This is a genomic window from Parabacteroides sp. PF5-6 (genome assembly GCF_029504695.1).
Classification (GTDB): Bacteria; Bacteroidota; Bacteroidia; order Bacteroidales; family Tannerellaceae; genus QVMG01.
The window spans coordinates 84,480-110,989 of record NZ_JAQFIN010000005.1 but is presented as its reverse complement, the minus strand read 5'-3'; the positions used below and the strand labels follow the sequence as shown (position 1 = coordinate 110,989).

General features: G+C 47.2%; 17 protein-coding genes, 1 tRNA gene and 1 pseudogene. 5 read left to right on the top strand and 14 right to left on the bottom strand.

Annotated features, from left to right (window positions below; translation table 11 throughout):
* Positions 1-191: 191 nt before the first annotated feature.
* The 4 genes from hisA to M2133_RS08090 form a co-directional block, all read right to left on the bottom strand.
* Positions 192-908 carry a 1-(5-phosphoribosyl)-5-[(5-phosphoribosylamino)methylideneamino]imidazole-4-carboxamide isomerase gene (gene hisA, locus M2133_RS08105; protein ID WP_277465574.1) on the bottom strand — a complete coding sequence of 239 codons (717 nt, stop codon included), beginning with the start codon at positions 906-908 and terminating at the stop codon, positions 192-194.
* 6 nt (positions 909-914) lie between these two features.
* Positions 915-1,505 carry an imidazole glycerol phosphate synthase subunit HisH gene (gene hisH / locus M2133_RS08100; RefSeq protein ID WP_277465572.1) on the bottom strand — a complete coding sequence of 197 codons (591 nt, stop codon included), beginning with the start codon at positions 1,503-1,505 and terminating at the stop codon, positions 915-917.
* Between the two features lie 230 nt (positions 1,506-1,735).
* Positions 1,736-3,955 carry a heavy metal translocating P-type ATPase gene (locus M2133_RS08095; RefSeq protein ID WP_277465571.1) on the bottom strand — a complete coding sequence of 740 codons (2,220 nt, stop codon included), beginning with the start codon at positions 3,953-3,955 and terminating at the stop codon, positions 1,736-1,738.
* Between the two features lie 98 nt (positions 3,956-4,053).
* Positions 4,054-5,016, bottom strand: a complete 963-nt coding sequence (locus tag M2133_RS08090; RefSeq protein ID WP_277465570.1) for a hypothetical protein — start codon at positions 5,014-5,016, stop codon at positions 4,054-4,056.
* Positions 5,017-5,375: 359 nt separating this feature from the next.
* Between M2133_RS08090 and M2133_RS08085 the strand changes: the two are divergent.
* Positions 5,376-5,564: pseudogene (locus tag M2133_RS08085) on the top strand (cell filamentation protein Fic); the annotation flags it as partial.
* A 264-nt stretch (positions 5,565-5,828) separates the two neighbouring features.
* On the opposite strand, the gene M2133_RS08080 reads toward M2133_RS08085, so the two are convergent.
* Positions 5,829-5,905: transfer RNA gene (locus M2133_RS08080), tRNA-Asp, on the bottom strand.
* A gap of 412 nt (positions 5,906-6,317) precedes the next feature.
* Between M2133_RS08080 and M2133_RS08075 the strand changes: the two genes are divergently transcribed.
* Both M2133_RS08075 and M2133_RS08070 read left to right on the top strand, forming a co-directional pair.
* Positions 6,318-7,127, top strand: coding sequence for a hypothetical protein (locus M2133_RS08075; RefSeq protein WP_277465569.1), 810 nt, complete (start codon positions 6,318-6,320; stop codon positions 7,125-7,127).
* Complete coding sequence (locus M2133_RS08070; RefSeq protein ID WP_277465568.1) at positions 7,120-7,557, top strand: hypothetical protein; 438 nt, start codon at positions 7,120-7,122, stop codon at positions 7,555-7,557. The genes M2133_RS08075 and M2133_RS08070 overlap by 8 nt, the downstream gene beginning before the upstream one ends.
* 101 nt (positions 7,558-7,658) lie before the next feature.
* Here M2133_RS08070 and M2133_RS08065 read toward each other — a convergent pair whose 3' ends face one another.
* From M2133_RS08065 to folB, 3 genes are all read right to left on the bottom strand, one after another.
* Complete coding sequence (locus M2133_RS08065; RefSeq protein WP_277465566.1) at positions 7,659-8,303, bottom strand: MarC family protein; 645 nt, start codon at positions 8,301-8,303, stop codon at positions 7,659-7,661.
* A gap of 14 nt (positions 8,304-8,317) precedes the next feature.
* Positions 8,318-9,754: a monomeric [FeFe] hydrogenase gene (locus tag M2133_RS08060; protein ID WP_277465564.1), complete on the bottom strand. Its 1,437-nt coding sequence runs from the start codon at positions 9,752-9,754 to the stop codon at positions 8,318-8,320.
* 99 nt (positions 9,755-9,853) lie between these two features.
* Positions 9,854-10,216, bottom strand: a complete 363-nt coding sequence (gene folB, locus M2133_RS08055; protein WP_277465563.1) for a dihydroneopterin aldolase — start codon at positions 10,214-10,216, stop codon at positions 9,854-9,856.
* A gap of 120 nt (positions 10,217-10,336) precedes the next feature.
* Between folB and M2133_RS08050 the strand changes: the two genes are divergently transcribed.
* Positions 10,337-10,705, top strand: a complete 369-nt coding sequence (locus M2133_RS08050; RefSeq protein ID WP_277465562.1) for a polymer-forming cytoskeletal protein — start codon at positions 10,337-10,339, stop codon at positions 10,703-10,705.
* A 432-nt stretch (positions 10,706-11,137) separates the two neighbouring features.
* On the opposite strand, the gene M2133_RS08045 is transcribed toward M2133_RS08050, so the two are convergent.
* The 3 genes from M2133_RS08045 to M2133_RS08035 all read right to left on the bottom strand — a co-directional run bounded on the left by M2133_RS08045 (position 11,138) and on the right by M2133_RS08035 (position 22,269).
* Positions 11,138-14,824, bottom strand: coding sequence for a DUF6383 domain-containing protein (locus tag M2133_RS08045; protein WP_277465561.1), 3,687 nt, complete (start codon positions 14,822-14,824; stop codon positions 11,138-11,140).
* 2,084 nt (positions 14,825-16,908) lie between these two features.
* Complete coding sequence (locus M2133_RS08040) at positions 16,909-19,596, bottom strand: 4-alpha-glucanotransferase (protein WP_277465560.1); 2,688 nt, start codon at positions 19,594-19,596, stop codon at positions 16,909-16,911.
* A gap of 132 nt (positions 19,597-19,728) precedes the next feature.
* Positions 19,729-22,269 (bottom strand): adenosylcobalamin-dependent ribonucleoside-diphosphate reductase, encoded by a 2,541-nt coding sequence (locus M2133_RS08035; RefSeq protein ID WP_277465559.1) that lies wholly within the window; start codon positions 22,267-22,269, stop codon positions 19,729-19,731.
* 121 nt (positions 22,270-22,390) lie between these two features.
* On the opposite strand from M2133_RS08035, the gene M2133_RS08030 reads away from it, so the two are divergent.
* Entirely contained in the window at positions 22,391-22,531 is a 141-nt protein-coding gene (locus tag M2133_RS08030; protein ID WP_277465558.1) for a hypothetical protein, read from the top strand.
* Here M2133_RS08030 and dnaA read toward each other — a convergent pair.
* The 3 genes from dnaA to M2133_RS08015 form a co-directional block, all read right to left on the bottom strand.
* Positions 22,528-23,934 (bottom strand): chromosomal replication initiator protein DnaA, encoded by a 1,407-nt coding sequence (gene dnaA, locus M2133_RS08025; protein WP_277465557.1) that lies wholly within the window; start codon positions 23,932-23,934, stop codon positions 22,528-22,530. The genes M2133_RS08030 and dnaA overlap by 4 nt on opposite strands.
* Before the next feature lie 363 nt (positions 23,935-24,297).
* Positions 24,298-25,185 carry an MlaD family protein gene (locus tag M2133_RS08020; protein ID WP_277465556.1) on the bottom strand — a complete coding sequence of 296 codons (888 nt, stop codon included), beginning with the start codon at positions 25,183-25,185 and terminating at the stop codon, positions 24,298-24,300.
* A 30-nt stretch (positions 25,186-25,215) separates the two neighbouring features.
* Complete coding sequence (locus M2133_RS08015) at positions 25,216-26,322, bottom strand: N-acetylmuramoyl-L-alanine amidase (protein WP_277465555.1); 1,107 nt, start codon at positions 26,320-26,322, stop codon at positions 25,216-25,218.
* Positions 26,323-26,510: the final 188 nt, after the last annotated feature.

Sequence of the window (26,510 nt, the reverse complement as noted above, 5' to 3'; positions counted from 1 at the left end):
AGGATATATCAAAAAGAAAGACGCCACGTAGTGGTGTTATGTGTTTGTTTTTTACACATAGCACCACCACGTGGCGCTGCCGACACTCCCCCCATTGACCCCGCGCTTCCGCACGGGGCTGAATACAGATAGCCGCTACGCGGCCTTAAGGCACCTTCAAATATTTGTTCCATCTTCCACCTCATAATCCATTACAAAAATCGTTCCAGCTCTTTCAGCTGAATCCGTCCTTCGTATATCGCTTTGCCGAAGATCACCGCCGGGATATTCGCTTCCTCCAATTTCGCGATATCGGCAACAGAGCTGACACCGCCGCTGGCAATCACATAGACGGGCACCTCTTCCTGTATCTCCCGGTAGAGATCGACCGCCGGTCCTTGCAACATCCCGTCCCGGCTGATATCTGTGGTGATCACTTTCGTGATGCCTTTTGCATGATAATCAGCAATAAAAGGGATCAATTCCAACCGGGTATCTTCTTCCCATCCGCTGATCGCAATGCGTTTGTCTTTGGCATCGGCACCCAGGATAATCCGCTCGGCGCCATAGTGTTCGATCCACTGCGCGAACACCTCGGGGTTCTTCACGGCAATACTGCCGCCGGTCACCATCCGGGCACCGCATTCGAAGGCGATATCCAGGTCTTCATCCCGTTTCAGTCCGCCACCGAAGTCGATCACCAGACCGGTCTTCACCGCCAGGCGTTCCAACACCCGGTAGTTGATGATCCGTCCCTGGCGCGCGCCATCCAGATCGACCACATGCAAACGGCGCATCCCGTGATCCTCGAACAATTTGGCCACCTCCAACGGATCTTCGTTGTACACCTTTTTCGTTGCGTAATCGCCTTGCGTCAGACGTACGCATTTCCCATCAATAATATCAATTGCCGGAATCAGTTCGATCATGGATCATTATAGGTTTAAGAAGTTTTTCAATATCGTTTCGCCCACCGACCCGCTTTTCTCGGGATGGAACTGGGTGGCGTAGAAATTATCCTTATGTAAGGCCGCGCTGAACGGAAGAATATAACGGGTCGTGGCAGCCGTACAGGCATTCACCGGCACATAATAGCTGTGCACGAAATAGACATACTGCTCTTCCTGCTCGGCCGTAAAAAGCGCACTCCGCATATCCGAAAGCGTGTTCCAGCCCATGTGCGGCACTTTCTCTTCCTGCCGTTCGGGAATGAATCGTTTGACTTCCGCGTCAAAAACACCCAGGCAGTCGGCATCCCCTTCTTCCGAATGGCGACACATCAGTTGCATACCCAGGCAAATGCCCAGTACCGGCTGTTTCAGTTCCCGGATCAACTCATCCAACCTGTTGCTTTTCAGATGCTCCATCGTTGTCTGCGCCTCGCCCACACCCGGAAAGATCACCTTATCCGCCCGCTGCAAAATCTCCTTATCGGCCGTAATGACCGGTTGGATGCCCAGACGCTTCAACGCAAAATCGACAGAGTAGATATTCCCGGCATTGTATTTGATTATGGCAACCTCCATATTCTCCTTTTTTTATTCTGCCGCAAAAGTAACAATTCAATACCACATATCCCCTATCCCCTTTCATTAATATCCGAAAAATCACATTTTTCTTTCCTTTTGGCAGACTTTTCGCATTCAAATCCGTAGGGAATATGTTGCAAATAACAGGAGAAAAGAAGTGCTGATAATTGTCGACACTTGTGCCGATAATTATCGGCACTTTTTCTCTCCTGTACTTTTTTTGATATTTACCCGATCTTTTTCGCTTTCAAGCGCAGGCTGTTGGTGACCACACTGACACTGCTCAGCGCCATGGCGGCTCCGGCGATCATGGGATTCAGAAGAAAGCCGTTAAAGGGATAAAGTATCCCGGCGGCGATGGGCACACCGATCAGGTTGTAGATAAAGGCCCAGAAAAGGTTTTGGCGGATGGTGCGCACGGTGAGTTTCGACAGACGCATCGCTTCGGGGATCTTGGTCAGGTCGGAAGAAACAATGGTCATCTTCGCCACATCCATCGCGATATCGCTGCCTTTGCCCATGGCGATGCTCAGATCGGCCTGCGCCAGGGCGGCACTGTCGTTGATGCCGTCGCCAACCATAGCGACCGTTTTGCCCGTTGCCTGAAGCTGCTTGATAAACAAGGCCTTTTCGTCGGGCAGGACTTCCGCTTTATAATTCTCTATCCCGGCTTGGGCGGCGACCACACGCGCTGTCGCGTCGTTATCGCCGGTCAGCATATACACTTCAATGCCCGACGAACGCAATTGCGCGATCGCCCGGACAGAGCTATCTTTCAAGGTATCTGTAATGCCGGCCACGGCAAGCGCCTGCGATTCATCGGCAAACCAGATCACCGTTTTCGCCTCTGCCGACAGTCGCTCGGCCTCCGCCTGCAACAAGGGATCCAGCGTAATGGCGTATTCTTCCATCAGTTTCCGGTTCCCGGCATAATAGGTCAGGCCTTCCGAACGGCCTTTGATGCCTTTGCCCGTAAGGCTTTGGAAGTCATCCACCGGTGCTTCCGCCCGATCATCCAAATAATTGACCACCGCTTCGGCCAACGGATGCTCCGATTTTTTCTCCAGACTCAACAGGATATTCGCGGCACGATCGTTCGCATCCAGCCAGATCAGGTCGGTCACAATAGGTTTGCCGACGGTCAGTGTGCCGGTCTTATCCAAAACGATGGCATTCACTTTCCGGGCCGTCTCCAGACTTTCCGCATCTTTGACCAATATGCCCCGCTCCGCTCCTTTGCCCATACCGACCATAATGGCCGTAGGCGTAGCCAATCCCAAGGCACACGGGCAGGCGATCACCAACACCGTCACCATCGCCAACAGGCCATGCGTGAAGCCATCCGCCGGATCGAACAACAGCCACACGACAAAAGAGAACACCGCAATGCCGATAATGACGGGCACAAACACCGCCGCGATCCGGTCGACCAGCTTCTGTACCGGTGCCTTACTGCCTTGCGCATCCTGTACCAGACGGATAATCTGCGCCAGCATCGTTTCGGCACCGACCTTCTCGGCTTTGAACCGGAAACTGCCTTTTTGGTTGATCGTTCCGGCAAACACCCGGTCATCCTTTTCTTTCCGTACGGGCACCGGCTCGCCACTCAGCATGCTCTCGTCGACATACGAGCTGCCATCGTCCACCCGCCCATCGACCGCAATCTTCTCACCCGGCCTGACCAAAAGCAGATCGCCCGGTCGTACCCGATTGACCGGCAGCTCTTTCTGATCGCCCCAGTCATCGACGACCGTAACCGTTTTGGGCTGAAGCCCCATCAGCTTTTTTATCGCCGAAGAGGTATTACCTTTCGCTTTTTCCTCCAACAAGCGCCCCAACAGGATAAAAGCAATGATCACGCTGGCCGCTTCGAAATAGACATGCGGATGTACGCCCCTGGAAAGCCAGAAGTCCGGAAAAAATAGATTAAACAAACTGAAGAGATAAGCAATGCCCGTGCTCAGCGCCACCAACGTATCCATATTGGCCGAACCATGCTGCAATTGCTTCCAGGCATGGATAAAGAAATCGCGGCCAAGCCAAAAGACCACCGGTGTGGCAAACAGCCACATCCCTTCGTTGGCATACGGCATGTCCATCAGAAACATGCCGACGACCACCACCGGCAGGGAGAGAATAACGGCCCAGATCGTCCGTTTTTTCAATGTGTTATACTTTTCGAGATGTGCCTGCTCCACCTCATCGGGCGTATCCTCATCCAGATCGATCAACAGATCATAACCGGCATCCTGCACCACCTTCCGCAATTGTTCGGGAGAGGTTTCCGCCGGATCAAATTCAACTGTCGCCGTGGCTGCCGCATAGTTGATCCCGGCCTTCAAGACCCCTTCCTGCGCATTCAATACCTTTTCGACCCGCGCGGCACAGGCGGCACAACTCATCTCCATGACGGGGAAAGTCTGCTGGGTCACTCCATTATTTTTCATACGATCTTACACACTTTTACGCAAAGATCGGCATAATAATCATTCCCCGGTTTATGAACATATAGATTTGGTTGATAAAAGAGTGTGCGTGCCCACCGTCAGCGCAAGGCCCGGATAAGCTCCCGCTGCCGGCTGAAGAAGGCAATCCGCTCGATATCCGACGATTTGGTGATTAGCGTGGAGGCCCTGATGGAAGAAAAGACCCAGTCTCTGATTTTGGCAAACACCTCCCGGTCAAACGACGTGACGGAGGTCATTATAAATGCTTTCATCAATGTGTATTCCACCGTATCGGCTTTGATATACGCACAACTAAAAGGCACTTCGATATCCGTGATATAAAGAGAGACTTTATTGCCCGTCTCTGTAAACTCGCCGGTTATGGTCAATTCCTCCAAATAACCGACCAAAGCCAATAACTCCTCTTTGATCTGTTGCACGCTCTGCTCGTCAATCAAACCGATACTCTCAAAGAAATCAATCTCCTTGACCAAACGAATAAAAATACGCTGATCGAAAACATAGTATGAATCCTTGAAATTTTTGGCCAGCACATATTGTCTTTTTAACGCATCCGTCACCCATTCCGAAACGACTAAATCTTTAAACGGAACCCGCTTTTCATAACTGTAGTAATATTGCCAGCGAAAGATATTCAGCTTGGTTATTAAATCATACTTCGAAAAGATCTCCTGCGGCAGTGCGTTGGTAACCATACCGGTTTCCGTCGTTTTCATCTGACTGATCGACTCATAGAAGGCAATAAAATCAGTAAACATATGACGTCCACTCTCATCCGGGGCAACAAAATCAGGGAGCTTGATTCGCAGCGTCTTACTCTTTTCCAGATCGACCCCGATCAGATCGTCCAGCGATATCGATAACTTCTTGGCAATAACTGCTGCTTCCTGCAAGGTAAAAGGAACATCACTTCTCAATCTCCGATAGGCCGCCTCTTTACCCAGAGATAAGGATTCCATAAGCACGCGAACAACCTCATTCGTTTTCAGTTGCGTCTTTTTAATCTCTTCCAACAACAGGCGATGTAATTGATCTTCCATATCTAATCGATTCAGCAGATGACTAAAGCATACATTGATCGAACAAAAATAAGCATTTCTTTCTAACTATCTTTGTTTCTGCAAATCGAAGATAGGATGCGCCTCAGCATAACTCAAGCAAGCTTGATTCTGCGTTCGGCTTTCACTATCTTTGTTTCTGCAAATCGAAGATAGGATGCGCCTCAGCATAATTCAAATTTCTAATGATAGTAAAACATCAAAATTTCGACCAACTGATTGTAAATGAATATCTTTGAGCCGATAAAAATATCAAATCATGACTATTGAAGTAGAAATATTACAGTATCTGCATTTTAACCCGCTATCATCCAGAACGGAATTGATGACTGGAATTCAAACAACGGACTGCTCGCATCACCAGTAATGCTATTCTCGTAGCGAACAACTACTGCCCTATATCTTTTCGTTCGGTAGATTCGGTAGACTACAAAAAGGCGATGTTGCTTTTCTATGAACAGAATAATATCTCTGCCTTCAAAAAGGTATTCATTGAACAATTTGAATTTGCGGTGAAAACATATTTTTAACTCTTTACGAAAATAGGTTAAATTAATCTGTAATAGATCGCAAAACAAAGAGGGCAATTGAAATAACGGAAATCTAACTTAAGGTTTAGCAAGAAACAAAGGGTGAACACTTTTTCTTAGGAGGGTGAACACTTTGGGGGATTACTTTTGTCTTTTCCTGTCCAAATCGTGTCCTATTTTGTCTTAGGACAGAAAAAGAAAAACCCTACAATACATTTATATTGTAGGGTTTAACATATTTTGTCGCCTCTTATCGTAGGCTTTTGGCGGTATGGACGGGACTCGAACCCGCGACCCCCTGCGTGACAGGCAGGTATTCTAACCAACTGAACTACCACACCATTTTTGTTTTTTGAAGGGCAATCGCTCTTGATTGCGGATGCAAAAGTAGGGATTATTTTTGATTGTGCAAACTTTTTTTGATAAAAATTTATCTAAAAGAGTAAGCTTATTGATATCCAGTTTATTATAAAACGGGGGTGACGGGGTGAGCAGTAAGGGGGAGGGAAACTTCCTTTCCTGATTGGCTAAAGAATATTTCAAGTCATCACAACAGAAGCATTGCAAGCTATCACAACAGGAGCATTTCAAGCCATCATATATAGAGAGTGGAGTTTTTCGGGAGTGCGCGCATACGAATAATCTAAATTGTAACAGAATTCTACAGAATTACGGAGCGGATCAGGCAATTCGACTTGTGCTCTTGGAAAATTATTTATTTTTGTAGCTTAATCTACTTTAAATCTTCAATGTATGACAACAAAAAGGAAAATCACACGTGTAGAGGGCAACGAGCCTACGGGCTCAAATGCTCCGAGAGAGAAGTTTAAACCCACTGCCGAGAGCCAGTCGAAGGCGAACACATTGCGTCTGTTCGCGGGCTTGTCGTGGCTTGTGGCTATCGTAGCCCAGGTGGCGGCTATCGTATTGTTGCTGCGCCAGCAACCGATAAACATGACACTCATAATCGTAGCCATCGTAATCGACTTGGCGGCGGCCATCACGGGAGCGCTGTTATGGAAGAAATCCAACCGGTTCGATCCGGCATCTAAAGAGCAGAAGTTCAAATTCTTTATGCAGAGTCAATTGGGCATGGTGGTTGCTTTGATAGCTTTCTTGCCGCTGATCGTGGTGATCTTGACGAATAAGAACATCGATGCCAAGCAAAAAGGCATTCTGGGTGGTATAGCCGGTGTAGCCCTTGTGATCGCGATGTTGTTCGGTGTCGATTTCGCGCCGCCTTCCGTGGAGCAATATACCGAAGAGGCAAACCGGGTGGAGTGGCTTAATGAAGGAAATGATTTTGTGTACTGGACAAAGTCAGGCACGGTATATCACCTCTATTCCGATTGTTCATACATAAACACAGACCGTACGGATGAAATCTTCGAAGGCACAGTCGCCAACGCGCACGAAGCCCGTAAAATCACCAGCTTATGCAGCCGTTGTGAGCAGAAAGCGATCAAAACGCGCAACCTTAACGAGAGTGATTATGTTAGTACCATAGTAGAGAATGTATTAGAAACAGAAGAAAACGAATTAAAAACAAAAGAAAATGATTGAAGCACTTAAAGGACTGGTTACCGACCAGATCGGAAAGATTATTTCGGAACAGAAAGAAATCCCGGCTACGCAAAAGAAGAAAGCAACAGACGCCGCAACCTCCTCTTTCCTGGATGTATTAACCCAGCAGACATCGGGCGGCAACGCCTCGTCGTTAGCCTCGTTATTGGGCGGCGGCGCATCGAGTTCGTTGCAGAAAAGTATCGCGAGCGCGGTCTCATCGGCCCTCACCTCGAAAGCGAATCTATCGAAAGGCGTGGCCGACAGCGTGGCAGGTATTATCGTATCGACCGTGATCTCTTATTTGAATAAAGAGAGTAAAGGTGGCGGCTTAGACCTCGGCTCACTCTTGGGAAGCCTGGCAGGCGGAAGCTCCAAAGGTGGTGGCGGACTGATGGATGCTGTCGGCAGCCTGTTCGGCAAGAAATAAGGATATCTTATCTTTTACAATTACGAATTAAAAATTAAAAATTACGAATTAAAAATTACCACCCTTTAATTCGTAATTTTTAATTCGTAATTCGTAATTGTTCAGGCTCCTGCCTGATTGAGTATGCTCACCAGGATCGGGCGAACGCCACTGACAAAGCACTCCACCGCAATCACCATCAGGATCAGGCCCATCAGGCGCATCATCACATTATTACCTGTCTCGCCCAACACCTTCACCAGACGGGTCGAAGTGCGCAGGATAAAGAAGGAGATCAGATAAACCGCGGCGATCGTGCCGACCAGTACCGCTTTCATACTCATCGTATCCGCATCTTCCATCAGGATAATGCCCTGGGCAATCGCTCCCGGCCCGCACATCATAGGGATAGCCAGTGGTGTGATCGAGATATCATCGGCATAGGTCTTGATCTCTTCTTTCTTCAGTTTGGCACTCGCGTACTTGGCCTGCAGCATATCGTAGCCGATGGCAAAGATCACAATCCCGCCGGCAATACGAAACCCATCGGTCGAGATGCCGAAGAACTTAAACAACAACTGCCCACAGAAGGTGAAAGTCATCAATGTAATAAACGAAGCAATCGTCGCCCGCTTCACAATGGCTTTGCGTTCGGTATCATCCAATCCGTTTGTCATGGTCAGGAACACAGGCATCGTGCCCAACGGGTTGGTCAGGGTAAAGAACGAGGTAAAACATAATAGAGCAAAAGGCAATAAGGTTTCCATACGTATTGATTTGTTTAGAATTTAGTAAGTTCTTTGATCAACTGCTTCTGCGCCGACATCTTATCAGCAAAGGTACAAGGCCCTGTCACGCAACCGCCTTCGCACGCCATCACTTCAATAAACTGAGCCGGTGCTTTCGCCGTCTTGGCATAGGCACGCAACAGGCTCACGTTCTTCTTCGTCAGGTTGGCGATCTGTATCGCATTCACATTCCCTTCTTTCAGATTCGTCTTCACGGCATTGATCACCCCACCGTTCTGCGCAAACCCATACGCTTCGCGCGAAGCAGCAAACACGACCGAATAAGGCTGCGTTTCTTCCAGTTGGATATCCATCCCGTTCCAGACCGAAGCGATCTCTTCGAAAGTCATCGTAAAGTCGACCTCCGGATTCATCCGCACCTCTTTCCGTTTCGCCACGCACGGCCCGATAAACACCAGTTTGGCGTCCGGATACTTCTCGCGCACAATCTTAGCGGTATAATACATCGGCGAGCCGGTCGACGAGATATATTTCTTCAGGTCCGGGATATGCTTCTCGGCCAACTGCGTATACGACGGGCAGCAACTGGTAGTCATAAACGGCTGCCCTTCGTGCATCCGTTCCAGGAGCTCTTCCGTTTCCAGGCGAGTCGTCTCCATCGCTCCCTGCGCCACCTCAACAACATCGGCAAAGCCCAACGCTTTGATCGCGCCATATACCTGTTCCACCGGCGCGGTAAACTGTGCCAGTATCGCCGGCGCCACCATCGCCACCATCTGTTCCCCATTCCTCAGGTGTTGCAGGATATCAAACACCTGCGAGATCTCGAAGATCGCCCCGAAAGGACAGGCGTTGATACATTTGCCGCAATAGATACATTTGGATTCATCGATATGTTCCACCCCGTATTCGTCTTTGGTGATGGCTTTCACCGGGCAGACCTCCTCGCAAGGGATCGGGATATACACAATCGCGTGGTAAGGACAGTTCTGCTGGCATTTCCCACAGTTGATACAAATATCATGATCGATCTTCGCCTGTCCGTTCGACTTGAAGCGAATCGCCTCTTTCGGGCAGTTGAAATAGCAGCTACGCGCCACGCAGCCCCGGCAAAGGTTCGTTATCTCATAGTTCACCGAAACACAGGAAGAGCACGCCTCATCGATCACGCACATCAGGTTTTCCTTCGTTTCGCCCTGCCGCGACAAGGCTCGCCTGGCGTATTCGGACAATGGCGTCAGTTCATCCTCTTCGTCCGACATATCCAAGCCCAATAGCGGAAGCGTTTTATAGCGCCATACCGCCCGTTCTTTGTGTACACAACAGCGTCCCTGTACTTTAGCTCTTTTTGGCGTCAGCTGAATAGGTAAACGGTCTATATCTTCAAGTAAGCGATTCTCTTTCCACAATCGCACCAAACGCGCCAATAATTCGTGGCGCACGATCATTACATTATTGGTAAATGCCATATAAATTCTGTTGAAGTTAGAAGTTAGGAGTTAGAAGACCTTCGAAACCTCTACTATTAACTCTTATTTCCGGGGACAAAGGTAAATAAAGAAATGTTACTAAACATATTTTTCGCGCAGAATAACCACAGCACTTTCGACATCACCCCCAAAGGGAGGCGTCAGTTTGGCCACCTTCACCTCGATAGCCGTCAACTGCGGAAATGCCGCTTTCAAGGCCGACAGGATCCGTCCGGCCAAGTGTTCCAAGAGCCGGGAAGGAATCTCCATCTCCTCTTTGACCCGGGCATACACCTCGGCATAATTGATCGTATCCTCCAGTTCATCACTCCGTACTGCCGCCATCAAAGGCGCCGTCAACGCCAGGTCCACCACAAAGTGATTGCCCACTACCCTCTCCTGCTCGGCAACGCCATGATAGGCGTAAAACTTCATCTGCCGTAATTCAATTGTTGATTCCATCTTCTATCTTCCTTCTTCTAAAATCTACACAAAACTAAACCTTTCTACAAAAATATACTCTATATTTGTAACTATTCGGTATTTTGAACTGAATACTTACCTATTTAAACGATTTTAAAGATGGCTCTAAAGCAGAAAGAAGAAATATCGGTAGGCGGATTGCATAATACCATGGCTTCCAGCACCACGGTCAAAGGCGATATCCTGACCGAGAACGATTTCCGTTTAGACGGACGGGTAGAAGGCAATATCACCTGTAGTGGCAAATTAGTGATCGGCCCCAAAGGCAAAGTGACCGGAAAGGTGATCTCCGACAACGCGGAAATCATGGGCGAGATCGACGGCAGTATCGTTGTCAAAGCCAAACTGGTGCTCAAAGCCTCCGCCGTGATCAAAGGCGACATCCAAACCCAAACCATCGAGATCGAACCCAACGCCCGCTTCAACGGCAGCTGCGTTATGTCGGGCGAGGTCACTCCGCAAGCTTAATCCTGCGCATATCGCTAAACCACATTTAGACAGATTTTTTTTGAACCACAAAGCTCTCCTCCTTTGAATCGAAGATCGGCCTTAGCCAAAAGGAGGAGTACGGCGAGGTACGAGCCGGGAGGTGGTTAGATTCTTCATTTTCTTATTAATAAATAGCCAGATAGTCTAACCACCTCCCCCTCTCTTCGTTCGGGTACTCCTCCTTTTCAAAGGAGGAGAGCTTTAGGAGACTTTTTATACCCTTCTTCTATCTTCTAAGAAAAAAACAAACCCGGCAGGAAACCTGCCGGGTCGTTATTTTTTTCATTTTCGCTTTTCACAAAGCTACTGATGAATATTTACTTTAGTTTGATCTCATTCGTTCCCTTTCGCAAGGTACTTACGCCCACAGGCGTGCATGAGATATATAATTTATTTATTAAAAATATCTTATTATTTTACCAACGCTTTCGTAGCAACGCCGTTAACAGAAACAACAACCACACCTGCCGGAGCAGCGATGGTAGCTTCGTCACGGTCAAGAACCACGTTAGCCACAACCTGACCTAAGATGTTAGCCACAACCACTTGTTGGCCGGCAGCACCCTTGATCGTTACAAAACCTTGACCAGCTACTACGTCAACCTTAGCTGCATCAATCATACCGTTTGAAGTCGGATTTTCTTCCGTTACTTCCAGGTTGAAGATTTCAGCTTCGTTGTTACCCATAGCGTCAGTCAGAGAGATAGAACCTGTCAATACAGGAACACCATTCTGGATTTTCACCCATTCGCCAGTTGTTCCGGCTACAGCGTTAGCTTTAGATTCGATCATAAAGTCAGCAGCTTCTTCGTCGTTCATCAGACGGAAAGAGAACAATACCGGAGTATGTACACCTTCTTTGCTGTCTTTATCAACTGTAGACACATCGATCGTGTTTTTCTTAGCTTCCAGAGCAGAGCTGGCGATAACCAAGCTTTCTACGTCTTTTTCGTCTTTCACCAACTTACCTTCTACAAATGCCAGGCGAGTATATTTCTTTTCCAGTTGGAATTTTTCTTTGTCAGCACCTGTATAAGCAGCTACAGAGTCAGCCAAGCTTACCAGGAAGCGACCGGTCATATAATTAACTTTTTCAGTCTTATTATGCGTACAGTTCGGATCCAAACCTTGACATTCGTCACATACTTCACTTACCACTTCATCTTCAACATCTTTGAAGTCGAAACCAATCAGATACTGCGGCATGATACTACCTCTCTGATATTTGATATTCATGGCAGAGTTCTTCGTCATACCTTTACCTTCAACACCTAAGAAGTTGATCTGAGATACGCGATCTTTGTTGTCTTCACCGTTCACCGGAGTTGAGTATACACTGTTAGCGTCTTCGTACAGATATTCTTTACCTGTAGCTTCAGATTTCGCGCGGAAGATCTTAGCAATTGTCAAGTCTTCACCCAGGTCACGATACAACGGTTGTTTGTCTACTTCAATAGAGAATGCAGAGTTTACAATTTCGCTACTATTAGCATCTTCCAGGATACCCCAAGTCAAATCTAATGTATTGTTGTCAACAGATACTTTTGATTTTGCGTATTGGTTGTCTCTATACCATCTGTAATAGATATTCTGTCCTTTTGAATCTTCACGTCCTGTATTAACAAAGTTAGGATCATCTTCCCAGATATCTTCTGCACCAGAATATTCTTTCGGCACCCAAGTGTCAAATGCTACACCACCTTCGTTAGTAGCAGAACCTTTCGTACCTTCTACATACAGCCAACCGTTTCCAAACAGATTACCATTGTGATAAACAAACGGACCAAACTTAGTCGTGCTGTTCAAATTGTCAGCGATCAATGTTTCAGGATTTTCCGGATCAATTTTAGCTTTCGCCAAATCCTTGATGAAGTTCACTTCAACCAAAGTATAATAGCAATCGCCACCTTCTACTTCATTGTTTTCTTTCAGGAAGAACAGAGTGGCATCAGCTGCTTTTTCTGTCAAGAAATACTTCTTAGAATCTTTGTTATACGTTACATAACGTCCGCCAAACTGATAGTGATCTGTTACTTTCAATTTGTAAACATCACGTGTCAGACCAGCAACAGCAGTCGTTTTATAGCCATAAGCATCCGTAAATTGTTTTTCAATTGTAAAGCGGATACCTTTGCTATCAGCATCAGAAGCTACCCAGATTGCAGAATCCAGATCACTCTTTGCATCAACCGGTCTGTCCATAGCCAGATTATGCAGATATCTCAGGATATAACGAGAGTTCAATTCCGCCGGAATAACTTTATAACCGATTGTTGCAGTTTTAACGTCTGCTACAGCTTCATAAGCTAATGTGTCACCCCCTAAGAAGAAGAATGTTTTGTCTGCGCTTCCTTTATACGTTACGCCGTTATTAGAGAAGTTTTCAGTCTGAACATTAGTAAATTCACGGTTTGTGATCTTAGTTGTAGCATACGTGCTTGAACCGGTAGTTTCAAATACCCACTGTGCAGCCGGCATATGGTGGAAGTTCTGACGCGGAGCTTTCTCTACATATTCGAATGTTCCGTCCAGAGACATTTTCGCATATTTACCGATGCGGCCTTTATTCTTCGCGTCAAATACACCAACAACTTTCAACAGATAAGCTCCGTTAGTGATCTTAGCCACTGTATATTCCTTTGAATCAGAGATTTTAATAACCATACCTTTTTCAGGCTCAGCGTTATCCTTTGTCAAAGTATACACATAGGTAGAACCCAAGCGAGCATAAGTTAACTCTTTTTCAGCCTGTTGGAAATCAACAGCAGCACTTGCCGGCCACATCGCACCCTTCAGCACCATCGGAGCTACATATTTTCCTGAATAATAATCAGAAGCCTTTGTGTTATCAGCCGCTACCTGACCATTAGCTGCGGCCTTAGTAATATACAGCTTAGAAACCAAAGAGAGTGTTCCGTTAGCATTATAGTAAGCCTTGAAAAGATAAGAGTCCGGATGACGCAAACGAGTCTTCGCATCTTTTGAATTATATAGATCATCAGTAGTCAAATGAATAAGACCATTGTTAACCTGACCTGTACCGTCTACATAAGAAGTATCCACAACCAGATATTTATCACCAGCTTTCAATGCATACCAATCACCACCTTTATATTTTACTGCCATTTCCGGATCAGAGTCCTTTTGCCATGTACCGTAAGGATACATAGAGATAAAATTAGCATTATCTACACTTTCTTTCCAATAGTCACCTGCACCCGGGTTACCCAGTGAAGATGTCAACCATACATGTTTTTTAGATTTCGTAGGATCTTCACCATAAGCCAATTCATGACGTTCAACAGCCTGAGCTTGCAGAGACAATTCCAGCGGAGAGCCGTTTGTCGGTGCAGGAGAAAGAGTTAACGAGAATGTAGACTCCATTGTTGCTACCAGTTCTCCGCGATCAGCATCATATACACCAGTCTTTCCTAACTGCGTATTCAGTTCATTCGGGCTTAAAACAAATGTACCTGTTGTGGTATACGGAGTCAATTCCAGGACATCACCAGAAGCTCTCATCTTTGTTTCATCTTCAAAGATCATAGCACCGATTTTACCCCCATCAATAGCCAATGCAATAATTTCATCGCTATCCGCTACACGAGAGAAAAACTTTTGGTTTGCCAGTACGGTATTCACCACAGTTGTAGCAATCCACTCAGTGATATCACCACCGATTGTATTGTCGATATCACCAACTTCTTCTGCTGCAGTTGCAGAGTTCAAAGTCAAAACAGTGCCAGTGAAATCATTTACAAATTGATAAACGCCATTTTTAACGGTGATTTTCCAGCTAGCACGTTGAAACTCATTCAAACTTGCAGGCATAGATATAGCCACTAACTTCTCACCTTTTGTATCTACAGCTAAGAATTCGGCACCAGCAGCCTCTCCAGTGTAACCACTTGCTAATCCAAGTAAATAGCTCTTAGTTGAGACAAACTTGTCGCCATCTGCTGGACCGTTGGGATCGATCTTTAACGCAGAAGCTCCAAAACTAATCATCGCAAAGAGTGCGACCAAGAGTGTAAAAAACTTTTTGTTCATAATAAAATAAATTAATATTAATACTAAAAATAATATGTTCGTTGTCATCGCCCTATGGCGGAATATAGCTATAATAAACTAACGATTTTTCTGTACAGGAGCGGGAGGGGGTTCGTTGGGGAAAGGCGGGGTTTCGTACAGAAATGCCTATGCCATTGATAAGAAAGCCTTTGCAGGAGCGAAAAAAGAGATAGAAAGCGTTGTTCGTAAAAAAGAATTATCTACCTTTGCAATTGACTATTTTATTTGTTCATTATCATTAGTCATCCCCCACTTCTAAATAAAACCCCAAGTTTCATTTTGGCCTATATGTTAATGTACGCGTACATTATTATATACCGTATCGATGCAGGTTGCAGAACGGCCGCGTCAGGCAAGATTACGTTCAGTCAGAAACGAAGTACCGGTGTTTCGCCGTCCAAAGCGCAATGTTTTGTCAAGCAAAGTGTGATGTTTTTTCGAATAAAGTGCAATGTTTTGAAAAAGGGGGTTGTGCCGGAGGTCAAATAGTTTGATATTCGAATATTTCAGATAATAGCAGATGGACTATCTCGGCTCCTTGCCTGGACAGGCGAGGGGGACCGCTGCTTGCAGCGGTGGAGTGGTTGTCTTTATTGACAGTTTATTGATGTTTAGCTATTTGCAAACAAAGACAACCTCTCCACCCCCGCAAGCGGCGGTCCCCCTCTCCTGTCCAGGAGAGGAGCTTAGATACTACCAGTTGATATCTTTAGGATCTTCTAATCGTTTGAGATGTGAAGATTTACGATATCAGTATCCAGGCTCCTCTTCTTAGACAAGAAGAGGAGCCAGGAATGTCCATCTGCTATCACCGGAAAATCTTCCGATTTTCTTCAATCTCTCGCTCCGCGCCTACTAACTACTAACTACCCACTACCAACTACTGAAGAAAATCTTCCGATTTCCTTCTATTTACCGCTCCGCGCCTACTAACTACTAACTACCCACTACTAACTACTGAAGAAAATCTTCCGATTTTCTTCAATGCGATTTCTAAACCACTGAAAATGAAGCGCTAATATTCTCTTCATAAACTACCGGTAGTTTGCGCACCAACTACCGGTAGTTTGTTCGCAAACTACTAATACTTTGTTCGCAAACTACCGGTAGTTTGAAAAAGGGGGATTACGGCAGCAAAGACAAGGAGTAGCTATTTGTTGACAACCGTCAACACATTTGTTGATAATTATCAACAAATGAATAGTCCCACAAAATCCCTGCCGGCCTTTGGCCAAACTCCGCCGGCCTTTGGGGAAACCCTGCCGGCCTTTTCGGTAAAAGAGGCGGCTTGGTAGTCGAATGGCAGATGTTAATAAATGTAAGCGACAAATAGTGGTAAACCGATCATTCCGCACAGAGTTTTTCGTTTTTTTACTACCATCATACAGCCGGGACAGGCGACAATGTTAAACCGATCACTGTTGGAGCTCTCCAACAGGTACCAGAAAGTTACTTACAGGATTTTCACTGCTTTTTTTATTATCTGAAATAGCTATATGGTTGACATACAGAGGCAAAAGAAAATCCTGTATGATGTAAGTAAAAAAACGAAAAACTTTGTTCGGAGGGTATTTTGGGGGTTTAGCCACGGATCACATGGATTTAATATGTTCGCAAACTGCGCGCCACGCGCGTGGCGCGTTTCAAATAGTTTGAGATGTGAAGATTTTTAGCCGCGGACCACACGGATTTATGTATTTTGTTTGTGTCCTGTAAGGACAGTGAGCGCTGAAAGCGCGTTAGAGCCCAGCCCAGGGTCAGCAGGCCGTTAGGTCTGCGCAACCCTGGGTCGGGACACACCCACACACAACGGAGCGCTGAAAGCGCGAAAGATTTGCTTTCGCGCCTTCAGCGCTCCGTTTTTATATGTATCCTTAACCCGGGGTGGCGAACCTCTTCAAGGTTCTGACCCCGGGCTGATGTATTACGCGCTTTCAGCGCTCATTGTCCTTTCAGGACGATCGTACACAAATCCTGACTCATAGTAAATCATTTAATCAGTAGAATCAGAGTTCAGAAATCTTCACATCTCCTTCCATTCCCCGCTCCGCGCCTACCAACTACCAACTACTAACTACCCACTACTGAAAAAACCTCCGGTTTTTCCTCTTTCATCTTCGCCCCGATCCGGAGATCAGGGAGATGATCTTTTCGTTTAGGGTGTCGGCTTGCATCAGGGCTTCCAGGGTGATGTGCATGCGGTAGCGCCAGTAGTGGTTCGGGTCGGCGGGCACGTTGATGCGTTCGGGCGTGATGTCGGGGCGTTTGACCGCGTCGTCCATAGCAAACCAGTCCTGGATCGGTATGATGGCCAATATCGACGGGGTGGCCAGGTGGTTGGAGATGATCTGCGAAGCGATCTCCGTCGTACATTCCTCGGGCGCTTGGCCGGGACGCTGCAGGACATGATTGTAATAGCGCTGAATCTTGCCGCGGTCTTCCTGCCACCAGTTGCGGATGGGCGACATATCATGGGTCGAGGTCGTACAGACCGAATGATACGGCAGGTTGAACATATCGGCAAACTCGCGGTGGGCGGTCTTTGGCATCCGTTCGATCTCCAGGCTTAGGATCTGCAGGCGGTTCATCACCTCCGGAACAGACTGCGGGATCATGCCCAGGTCTTCGCCGCAGACCAACATATCGGTCGAGGTCACCAGCGGGGTCAACCGGCTCATGGCCTGTACTTTCCAGAAACCATTGTGGCGGTGATAGAAGAAGTCCCAGTAGATCTGATCGAAGGCATAGCGGTCGGCTCCACTCAGTTCCTGATAGATCAGCGAACTGGAGCCGGAGATGCGCGGATGAAACTTAAAAGGTTCACGCGGATCGCGCAGGAAAAGCACCTCATTGGCAATGGCAAACAGACCGTTTTTGATCCGCTGCGATTGCTCGTCGTCGCGCCCTTCGAACAGGGCGGCGATCTTACGCTGTGTATCGCACGAGGGTTTGAGAATCAGGTAGTCCGAAGCCCATCGTGCCAGGTAGGTCGACTCCACCTCATCGGCCCGTTCGCCAAAGAAATACGCCAGGTGTTTGCGGTGGATATGCGGCGTGGTATAGCGTTCTTCGTCGAACGGCATGCCGTAATGTTCGATATCACTGCGCAAGAGCGGCAACGCCGGATTGAAATGTCCGCATAGCCCTTGAATATAATCCAATGGAATCTCCCAGATACGGAAGAAACCGAGGATATGATCGATGCGGAAACAGTCGAAATAGTCGCCAAGCTTACGGAAACGTTTCTTCCACCAGGAGAAATGGTCTTTCTCCATCACCTCCCAGTTGTAGGTCGGGAACGACCAGTTCTGCCCGATCGCCGAGAAGTCGTCGGGTGGCGCTCCCGCCTGTCCGTTCATATTGAAATACTGGGGCTCGGTCCAGGCTTCGATACTGGTACGGTTCACGCCGATCGGCAGGTCGCCTTTCAATACGACCCCGTTTCGGCGGGCATAGTCGGACACCCGTTTGAACTGTATATGTAATACGTATTGTAGGAAATAGGAGAAGGAGATTTCGGGCCACGCCTTACCGGTCGGTGCACAGAGCTGCTGAATACGGCTGGGCGAATAAACGGCATCTTCGCCCCAGCGGGTAAATTCCGGTGTGCCGTGGGTATCACGCAGATAGCAATAGGCGGCATAAGGCATCAGCCAGCCCTCGTTCTGCTGCAGGAAAGCCTGGAACTCCGGCGTCGCCAGTATCGCCTCGCCCTCCTGCCGGAAATACGCCCGGCAATAGTCTAATTTGCCCCTGTTGGCACGTTCGTAATCCACCGATTCCTGCTTGTTCAATTCTTCCCGCAGCGCGGCATAATGGGCAGCGCTCTTCTTGTCGTTCAAGGCGCCCAGCCACGACAGGGAGATATACATCGGATGCAGGGCGTAGATCGAGATGGCGCTATAAGGATAAGAATCGCGCCAGCTATGCGTCATGGTCGTATCGTTCATCGGCAGGACCTGGATGACGCGTTGCCGCGTGCGTTTGACCCAATCGACCAATTTATATAGATCGCCCAGATCACCTACGCCGAAGCTCTCTTCGGAGCGCAAAGAGAAGACGGGCACGACCGTTCCCGCACATCGCCAGAGCGGCAGGTTCTCATTGAAAGTCAGGCCGGAGACAATCGTTGTGTCGCCTTTCTTCTGCGGCGGCAGATGCAGGACCCGGTTCTCACCGGTTTCCCAGTAGACCGGTTGTTGTGTGTCCTTATCCCAAAGGATAAATTTGTATTCCAGCGGATAGGTCAGTTCGCCGGCATCCAGGTCGATATGCCATTCGGGGAAGGTGTCGCAACTCAGCGGCAGCGCGCGTTCCGGTTGCCAGTTGCCCAATACGGGTTGATTGCCCACGATCGCCACACATTGGTTCTTCTCCACGCGCGGCGCCGAGACCTTGATCATCAGCTTCTGTCCGCTACAGATCACCCGTTCGTAGGTATTGCACGGATGAGCAAAAAGGCTCTGTGTGAAGGCCGAAGAATAAAACGGCAGGTTCTGCGGACAGGTCTGCCAGTAGTCGTAAAGGGAATAATTTTGCGAACGCCCGTCGAACGTGACCCGGTGGTTCCTTTCCCATTCTTCAAAGATTTGTTTATCATTGACACTCAGGAAATAGCGGTATTCCAGCGAAGGGGTATCCGCCGGGATATCGAGCTCGAGCTGCCAGTTGCCGTCTTCGGTATAATGCATTTCGCGAGCCAAAGCCGGCTCCCACGAACCCAGTTGCGGGATGGAACCGACGATACATATTCTCTGTCCCCACACGGTGTGGAAGTTGATGTGAAAGCTAACCTTCATGCTGTTTTTCTTTGTTTGCTACGAATGTACAAAAATATATACATGAAAAAGAGTGAAAACCGCAGGGTATTCGCTCTAAGAATACCGCAAACGTTTTCACTCCTTCTATACTAACTACCAACTACCAACTGATCAACCACATTTGGAAGCCCCGCAATTGGTGCAGATCAGACAGCCTTCCTGGTAGATCAACGTTTCGTATCCGCAGGTCGGGCATTTCTGTCCTTTGGCTTCGGCCCCGTTGGGCAGGTATTTCTTCAGTGCCCGTTCGACCCCGTTCTTCCAGGTATTGATCGACTCGCTATCCAATTCCATGCCCTGTACCAATTTGATCACCTGATCGATCGGCATGGCATAACGCAAGACGCCGGAGATCAATTTGGCGTAGTTCCAGTATTCCGGGTCGAACTTGCCGTCCAAGCCTTCGATGGTCATCTTATAACCGCGTTTGTTGCGGAACTGGAAGTCGTAATGTTTGTCGCCATCTTCGTCGTACGACTTGATGATATAGCCCTTGGTCACGTTCTTGGGCAACATAATACCTTCGTCGTCGTCGGCCAGACCGGTAAAGATCTCATACGGACGGCCGTTCAACAGACCGACAAAAGCGATCCACTTCTCTTTGTTGTTCTGGAATTTCACCACATCAGCCTCCAGGATACGCGGGCGGGTAGAGACGATCACCGGCAATTCCATGCAGTCCTCGTCTTTTTTCTTCTTCTTATCGCTTGCGGCCACCAATACACCGGAACGCGAACCGTCGCGGTAGACCGTACAACCTTTACAACCACATTTCCATGCCTCGATATACAAGGTGTTCACCAGTTCTTCGGTAGCTTCGGCCGGCAGGTTGATGGTCACACTGATCGAATGGTCGACCCATTTCTGGATCCGTCCTTGCATGCGAACCTTCTGCAACCAATCCACATCGTTGGAAGTAGCTTTATAATAAGGTGACTTGGCAATCAATTCATCGACCTCTTCGGAAGTATATTTCTTGGTCACCGAATAGCCATTGGCCTGCATCCAGGTGACGAACTTATGGTGGAAGACGATAAATTCTTCGTAAGCATCGCCCGTCTCATCAACAAAATCAACGCGGACAGACGCATCATTCGGGTTCACCTTGCGGCGACGTTTATAGACCGGAAGGAAGACCGGCTCGATGCCCGAGGTGGTCTGCGTCATCAGGCTGGTGGTTCCCGTCGGAGCAATCGTCAGGCAGGCGATATTGCGGCGGCCATACTTCACCATATCTTTATACATCTCCGGATCGGCTTCGGCCAGGCGATTGATAAACGGATTCTTCTCTTCGCGCTTGGCATCATAGATCGTAAAGGCGCCACGCTCTTTGGCCATCACAACCGATGAACGATAAGCCGCCAGCGCCAATGTCTTTTGTACCTCTTCGGCACATTCGGTCGCCTCTTCGGTGCCATAACGCAAACCCAAAGCCGCGATCATATCGCCTTCGGCCGTGATTCCGACTCCCGTACGACGGCCTTCCAGGGTTTTCTTCTGAATCTTTTCCCATAAATGACGCTCCGCCTCTTTCACTTCCAGTGTTTCGGGGTCGGCATCGATCTTTTTCAAGATCTCTTCGATCTTCTCGGCTTCCAGGTCGATGATATCATCCATAATGCGCTGGGCCAGTCCGACATGCTTCTTGAAAAGCTCAAAGTCAAAGTATGCCTCTTTCGTGAACGGATTGACCACATAAGAATACAGATTGATAGCCAACAAGCGGCAACTATCGTACGGGCAAAGCGGAATCTCGCCGCAAGGGTTGGTCGAGACCGTACGGAATCCCAGGTCGGCATACACATCGGGCACCGACTCGCGGATGATCGTATCCCAGAAAAGCACACCGGGCTCGGCCGATTTCCAGGCATTGTGGATGATCTTATCCCACAACTCCCGCGCATTGATCGCGTTTACCGTGGTCGGATTGTCCGAATCGATCGGATACTGCTGCTGGTAGTTCACGCCATTGACCACCGCGTTCATAAAATCGTCGTCGATCTTCACCGATACATTGGCACCGGTCACCTTGCCTTCCGTCATCTTGGCATCGATAAACGATTCGGAATCCGGATGTTTGATCGAGACGCTCAACATCAACGCACCGCGACGACCATCTTGCGCCACTTCGCGGGTCGAATTGGAATAGCGCTCCATAAAAGGAACCAAACCGGTAGAGGTCAACGCCGAGTTCTTCACCGGAGAACCTTTCGGACGGATATGCGACAGGTCGTGCCCTACCCCGCCCCGACGCTTCATCAACTGCACCTGCTCTTCATCGATCCGGATAATCGCACCGTACGAATCGGCCAGCCCGTCGATCCCGATCACAAAGCAATTCGACAACGACGCGATCTGGTAGTTATTACCAATGCCGGTCATCGGACTTCCCTGCGGTACGATATAACGGAAATGATCAAAAAGATCAAATAGTTCTTTTTCGGAGAGAGGATTCGGATATTTCTTTTCTATCCGGGCAATTTCTTTTGCTAAACGGTGGTGCATGTCATCCGGCGACTTCTCGTAAATATTCCCGAAGGCGTCTTTCAGGGCATATTTATTTACCCATACTTTTGCGGCTAACTCATCACCGGTAAAATAATCGATGGAAGCTTCAAAGGCTTCATCAAAGGTGTACGTTTTTGAACTCACGGCTATATGTTTTAAGTAAGAATTATTTTCATAGTGCAAGATTAGTAATTGTTTGGTTATTGACCAAATTATCAAAGAAAAAAAAGCGTGCTTGTTGAAAAGTTTTCCAAAACGTCAGATAATGCAACTAAATATCAATTATTTACAACTTCAAGGAGCAGGAAAAGTTGTCCAAAAAGAAAAACCAAACATTCCAAGCAACAACAAAAAAAAGAGAACCCCAACGGAGGCTCTCTTTCCTGAAATATTCTTTTCGGTTTAATTCTTCTTCAATAGATTTTCGATTTCTTCGACCGACGAACGGAACGATTTGCTGATTTCAATCTGATCTTTTACCATTTTACAGGCATGCAAGACCGTCGCATGATCTTTCTTCCCTACAATCTTTCCGATATGCGAGAAGGAATAATCCGTATACTTCTTCGATAAATACATCGCGATCTGGCGTGCCTGAACAATTTCCCGTTTTCTCGAATTGGTTTGGATAAGCGATAAATCCAGGTTATAATAATCGCAGACTACTTTCTGGATCGTCTGAACGGAAATCTGTTTCTTCTCCAGTTTCACGTTTTGATTGATCACACGCTTAGCCAACGAAAGATCGACTTCTCTATTATTAATCAACGCGTGTGCCATCAGGGAAACCAGGACTCCCTCCAGGTCACGTACATTTTCAGTGACATTCTCCGCAATGAAATCGAACACATCTTCCGGAATATGGATACTGTTCTGATCCATCTTATGACGCAGAATCTTCTTACGCAGTTCCAGATCGGGACGTACCATCTCAGCAGTCAGCCCCCATTTCATACGGGTGATCAGGCGCTCCTCTATCCCTTGCAGGTCAACCGGTGCCTTATCGGAGGTCAATACCAGTTGCTTTCCCAGTTGATGCAGGTGGTTGAAGATATGGAAGAAGGTATTCTGTGTGCGATCCATACCGATCAGTTCCTGGATATCATCCAACAACAAGACATCAATACCTTGGTAGAAGTTCAAGAAATCATTCGCTGTATTCTTACGAATAGCATCCGTGTACTGAATACGGAACAGATGCGAAGAGACATACAACACTTTCTTCTCCGGATAGAGTTCCCGGATACGCGCACCGATGGCATGACATAGATGGGTTTTCCCCACACCGGATGGTCCGTAAAGGAAGAGCGGATTGAAGGTGGTCTTCCCCGGATTCTTGGACACTTCCTCTCCGGCAGTACGCCCCAGGCGATTGCTCATTCCTTCAAAGAAAGTCTCAAAGGTGTATTTCGGGTTCAACTGCGGATCCAGATCCAAATTTGTCGGTTGCGCAAAGGGTGTCGGCGCTTTCGTAATATCTTTTGCCTGTTGCGGCTTGGCCGGCGCAGTAGATGCATTCGCTGCCGGATAATCAACTGTTCCGCCATTAGTATTATCGACAACAGTAATCCGATAACAAAGGATCGTACCCTGACCGATTACCCGATGGATCGTTACACGCAAAACATCCACATACTTGGCTTCCAGATATTCATAAAAAAATTGGCTGGGGACTTGTACGGTAAATTTATTCTCTTCGTATGACAACGGTACAATAGGCAAGAACCAAGTCGTAAAAACGGCTTCCGGCACTATGTCTTTAATAATTGCAAGACAGTTATTCCACAAAATGTGATGGTCTTTCTGCATTTTAATATCTCTCTATAACTTCTATTTCTGTTTCAATGGGAAGACAAAGTTGTAGATTTAATTCGAAAAAAAAAAGCGCGGTCAGGATTGCCAAATTACACTCTCCAATACTCTATTTACCCTCAACAGGTTACGCTCAAGACATTGATAAACAACCCTTTGAACCATCAGCAAAAAGAAAGAACCTCTGTAATAGAGGTTTCCAAACAAAGAGACAAAAAAAAGACCTCCCTTCGCACGGAAGGGAAGTCTTTTCTATCTCACTTTAATTGAACGTCTTATACCGGCAAAAGCGAAAAATCATATTCCGACCTAATTAGAACAATTCTAAATAAGATTAAAGTCTTTATTTCTTTTGCATATTTAAAAAATAGAAAAATGCACATAACGTTTTGGATTCTGCCGCAAATCAAACAAAAGGTCAGATGCATTCTGAGTCGTCTTATTCAGGTTTTCATACAAGGCTTTGTCGTTCATCAGCAAACCTAAACTATTATCATTCGAGTTCAGCTTTTCCGTCGTCATCCGCAGATTTGCCAGGGTGGCATTTATCTCCGTTATAGTCGTAGCAAAATCAAGGTCTTTAATCGTACCACTCACCACCGAGAAGTTATCAGTCATCGTTTTCAGGTTTCCGACAATCACAGGCACATCATGATCCAATAACCGGTTCAGTTCCCGGGTAGAGACTTCCAGGTTGGAAGTCGTCCGTTCGATATGCGTCAGCGACTGGCTTAATGCCGGATGATTCACAATCGCCTCAAGCCCGGCCAGGATAGAATCAATCTTAGGAAGCATCTCCGCGACACCCGGAAGGATCTTTTCCTGTATGGAAGCCATCATATCCTCTTCCATACGTCCTTCGATAACCGAACCGGATTTCAGATACTCCGAAACATACTTATTCAGGTGCAGGTGCAGCTCGGCCCCACTCAACAAGCTCTTACTGATCAAAATATAACTGTCTTTATTGACTTTCATCTCCTTGTCCAGGCTGATCTCCACAACAATACGACCTTCCGCACTCTTATAATCATACGCAATACTGCGAACCAACCCGACTTTATACCCTTCGACATACACCGGACTCGAAACCGTCAGGTCTTTCACATTATCGAACGACACAAAATAATGGTTCACCGGTTTAAACAAATCGATTCCTTTCAGGAAGTTTATCCCGATATACAACAACACCAAGCTAATGATCGTCACCAACCCTATCTTCGCTTCTTTTGTAAATGAATGTTTCATCTTCTTCAATCTATTTCTTTTTGACTAATCCTATTTGACTTTCTTCCCATCCTTAAAGGATATGATAAACGCATCTTTGAAATCTTTCAACACCTGCTGTCGGATCTTTTTGATTTCGGCCAACGAAGTCGTTTCGCCATGCGTATATTTATACATTCCGTTCTCCGTATAATAATTCTCGCTCGAATAGCCTTTCAATTCTTTAGCTTTAACACCCAATTTTTTATTCGACGCCAGGATCTGCACCTTATAGACGACAACACCTTTTGTCGCCGTTGCCGCCGTTGCCGTTTGCGTACTGCCCAAAGATTTCGGCGCTGTTTCTTTCGCCGTTGCAGCGACAGGGGCAGCCACCTGACGACCCTGCTTCCGGTCATATTCACGTTTATAACCCGTAAAGGCATTACTAATCGCTTTGGCCAGGTTGTTTTGCCCTTCGGCAGACTTCATATATCGCTCTTCCTCTTTATTCGAGATAAAACCCAACTCCACCAGGACACTGGGCATGCTGGTTTTCCGAAGCACCAGAAATCCGGCCTGACGCACCCCTCTATCCGATCGTTTACAGGCAACAAAACCTTTCTGGATCTCCGAGGCTAAAGAGATGCTTTGCTCGATATGCTTATTTTGCATAAACTCAAAGATGATATACGACTCAGAGGATTTCGGATCAAAGCCTTCATACTTTTGCATATAATCATCCTCCAATAAGATCGCCGCATTCTCGCGCATAGCTACCTGAAGATTTTCATCCGTACGCGCCAACCCCATGGTGAAAGTTTCCGCCCCCCTGACCGCCGCATTCTTTACCGCATTGGTATGAATCGAGATAAAAAGATCCGCCTTATTCTTATTGGCGATAAATGCACGATCATCCAAACCGATGAAACGGTCTGTACTGCGGGTATACACCACCTTGACATCCTTATGATTCGCCGAGATCAGATTCCCCACCTTGAGGGCCACAGCCAGATTGATCTCTTTCTCTTTAGAAGAGGCACCGATAGCACCAGGATCACTTCCCCCATGCCCGGGATCGATCACAACTGTAAACGTTTTCCCACCCGCCGCGACATGAGGCGCGAACAAAAACAGCGCAACTAAGAGGTTTATATACAGAAAAAGCTTCGTCTTCACGTCTTCATTCTCTTATAAATCAGAGGCAAAAGTACTCTTTTTTTGCAAGCATTTATATTTTGAATACAAAACATTGCGCTTTCGTCAACAAAACATTGCACTTTCGCAAACAAAACATTGCACTTTCGCAGACAAAACATTGCGCTTTCATCGGCAACACACACACCGCTTCACCAACAAAAAAGGGC

Bases quoted from the DNA above. Each gene is read 5' to 3' on its own strand.
- hisA (WP_277465574.1), bottom strand. From the start codon at position 908: ATGATCGAACTGATTCCGGCAATTGATATTATTGATGGGAAATGCGTA.
- hisH (WP_277465572.1), bottom strand. From the start codon at position 1,505: ATGGAGGTTGCCATAATCAAATACAATGCCGGGAATATCTACTCTGTC.
- M2133_RS08095 (WP_277465571.1), bottom strand. From the start codon at position 3,955: ATGAAAAATAATGGAGTGACCCAGCAGACTTTCCCCGTCATGGAGATG.
- M2133_RS08090 (WP_277465570.1), bottom strand. From the start codon at position 5,016: ATGGAAGATCAATTACATCGCCTGTTGTTGGAAGAGATTAAAAAGACG.
- M2133_RS08075 (WP_277465569.1), top strand. From the start codon at position 6,318: ATGACAACAAAAAGGAAAATCACACGTGTAGAGGGCAACGAGCCTACG.
- M2133_RS08070 (WP_277465568.1), top strand. From the start codon at position 7,120: ATGATTGAAGCACTTAAAGGACTGGTTACCGACCAGATCGGAAAGATT.
- M2133_RS08065 (WP_277465566.1), bottom strand. From the start codon at position 8,303: ATGGAAACCTTATTGCCTTTTGCTCTATTATGTTTTACCTCGTTCTTT.
- M2133_RS08060 (WP_277465564.1), bottom strand. From the start codon at position 9,754: ATGGCATTTACCAATAATGTAATGATCGTGCGCCACGAATTATTGGCG.
- folB (WP_277465563.1), bottom strand. From the start codon at position 10,216: ATGGAATCAACAATTGAATTACGGCAGATGAAGTTTTACGCCTATCAT.
- M2133_RS08050 (WP_277465562.1), top strand. From the start codon at position 10,337: ATGGCTCTAAAGCAGAAAGAAGAAATATCGGTAGGCGGATTGCATAAT.
- M2133_RS08045 (WP_277465561.1), bottom strand. From the start codon at position 14,824: ATGACAACGAACATATTATTTTTAGTATTAATATTAATTTATTTTATT.
- M2133_RS08040 (WP_277465560.1), bottom strand. From the start codon at position 19,596: ATGAAGGTTAGCTTTCACATCAACTTCCACACCGTGTGGGGACAGAGA.
- M2133_RS08030 (WP_277465558.1), top strand. From the start codon at position 22,391: ATGCAACTAAATATCAATTATTTACAACTTCAAGGAGCAGGAAAAGTT.
- dnaA (WP_277465557.1), bottom strand. From the start codon at position 23,934: ATGCAGAAAGACCATCACATTTTGTGGAATAACTGTCTTGCAATTATT.
- M2133_RS08020 (WP_277465556.1), bottom strand. From the start codon at position 25,185: ATGAAACATTCATTTACAAAAGAAGCGAAGATAGGGTTGGTGACGATC.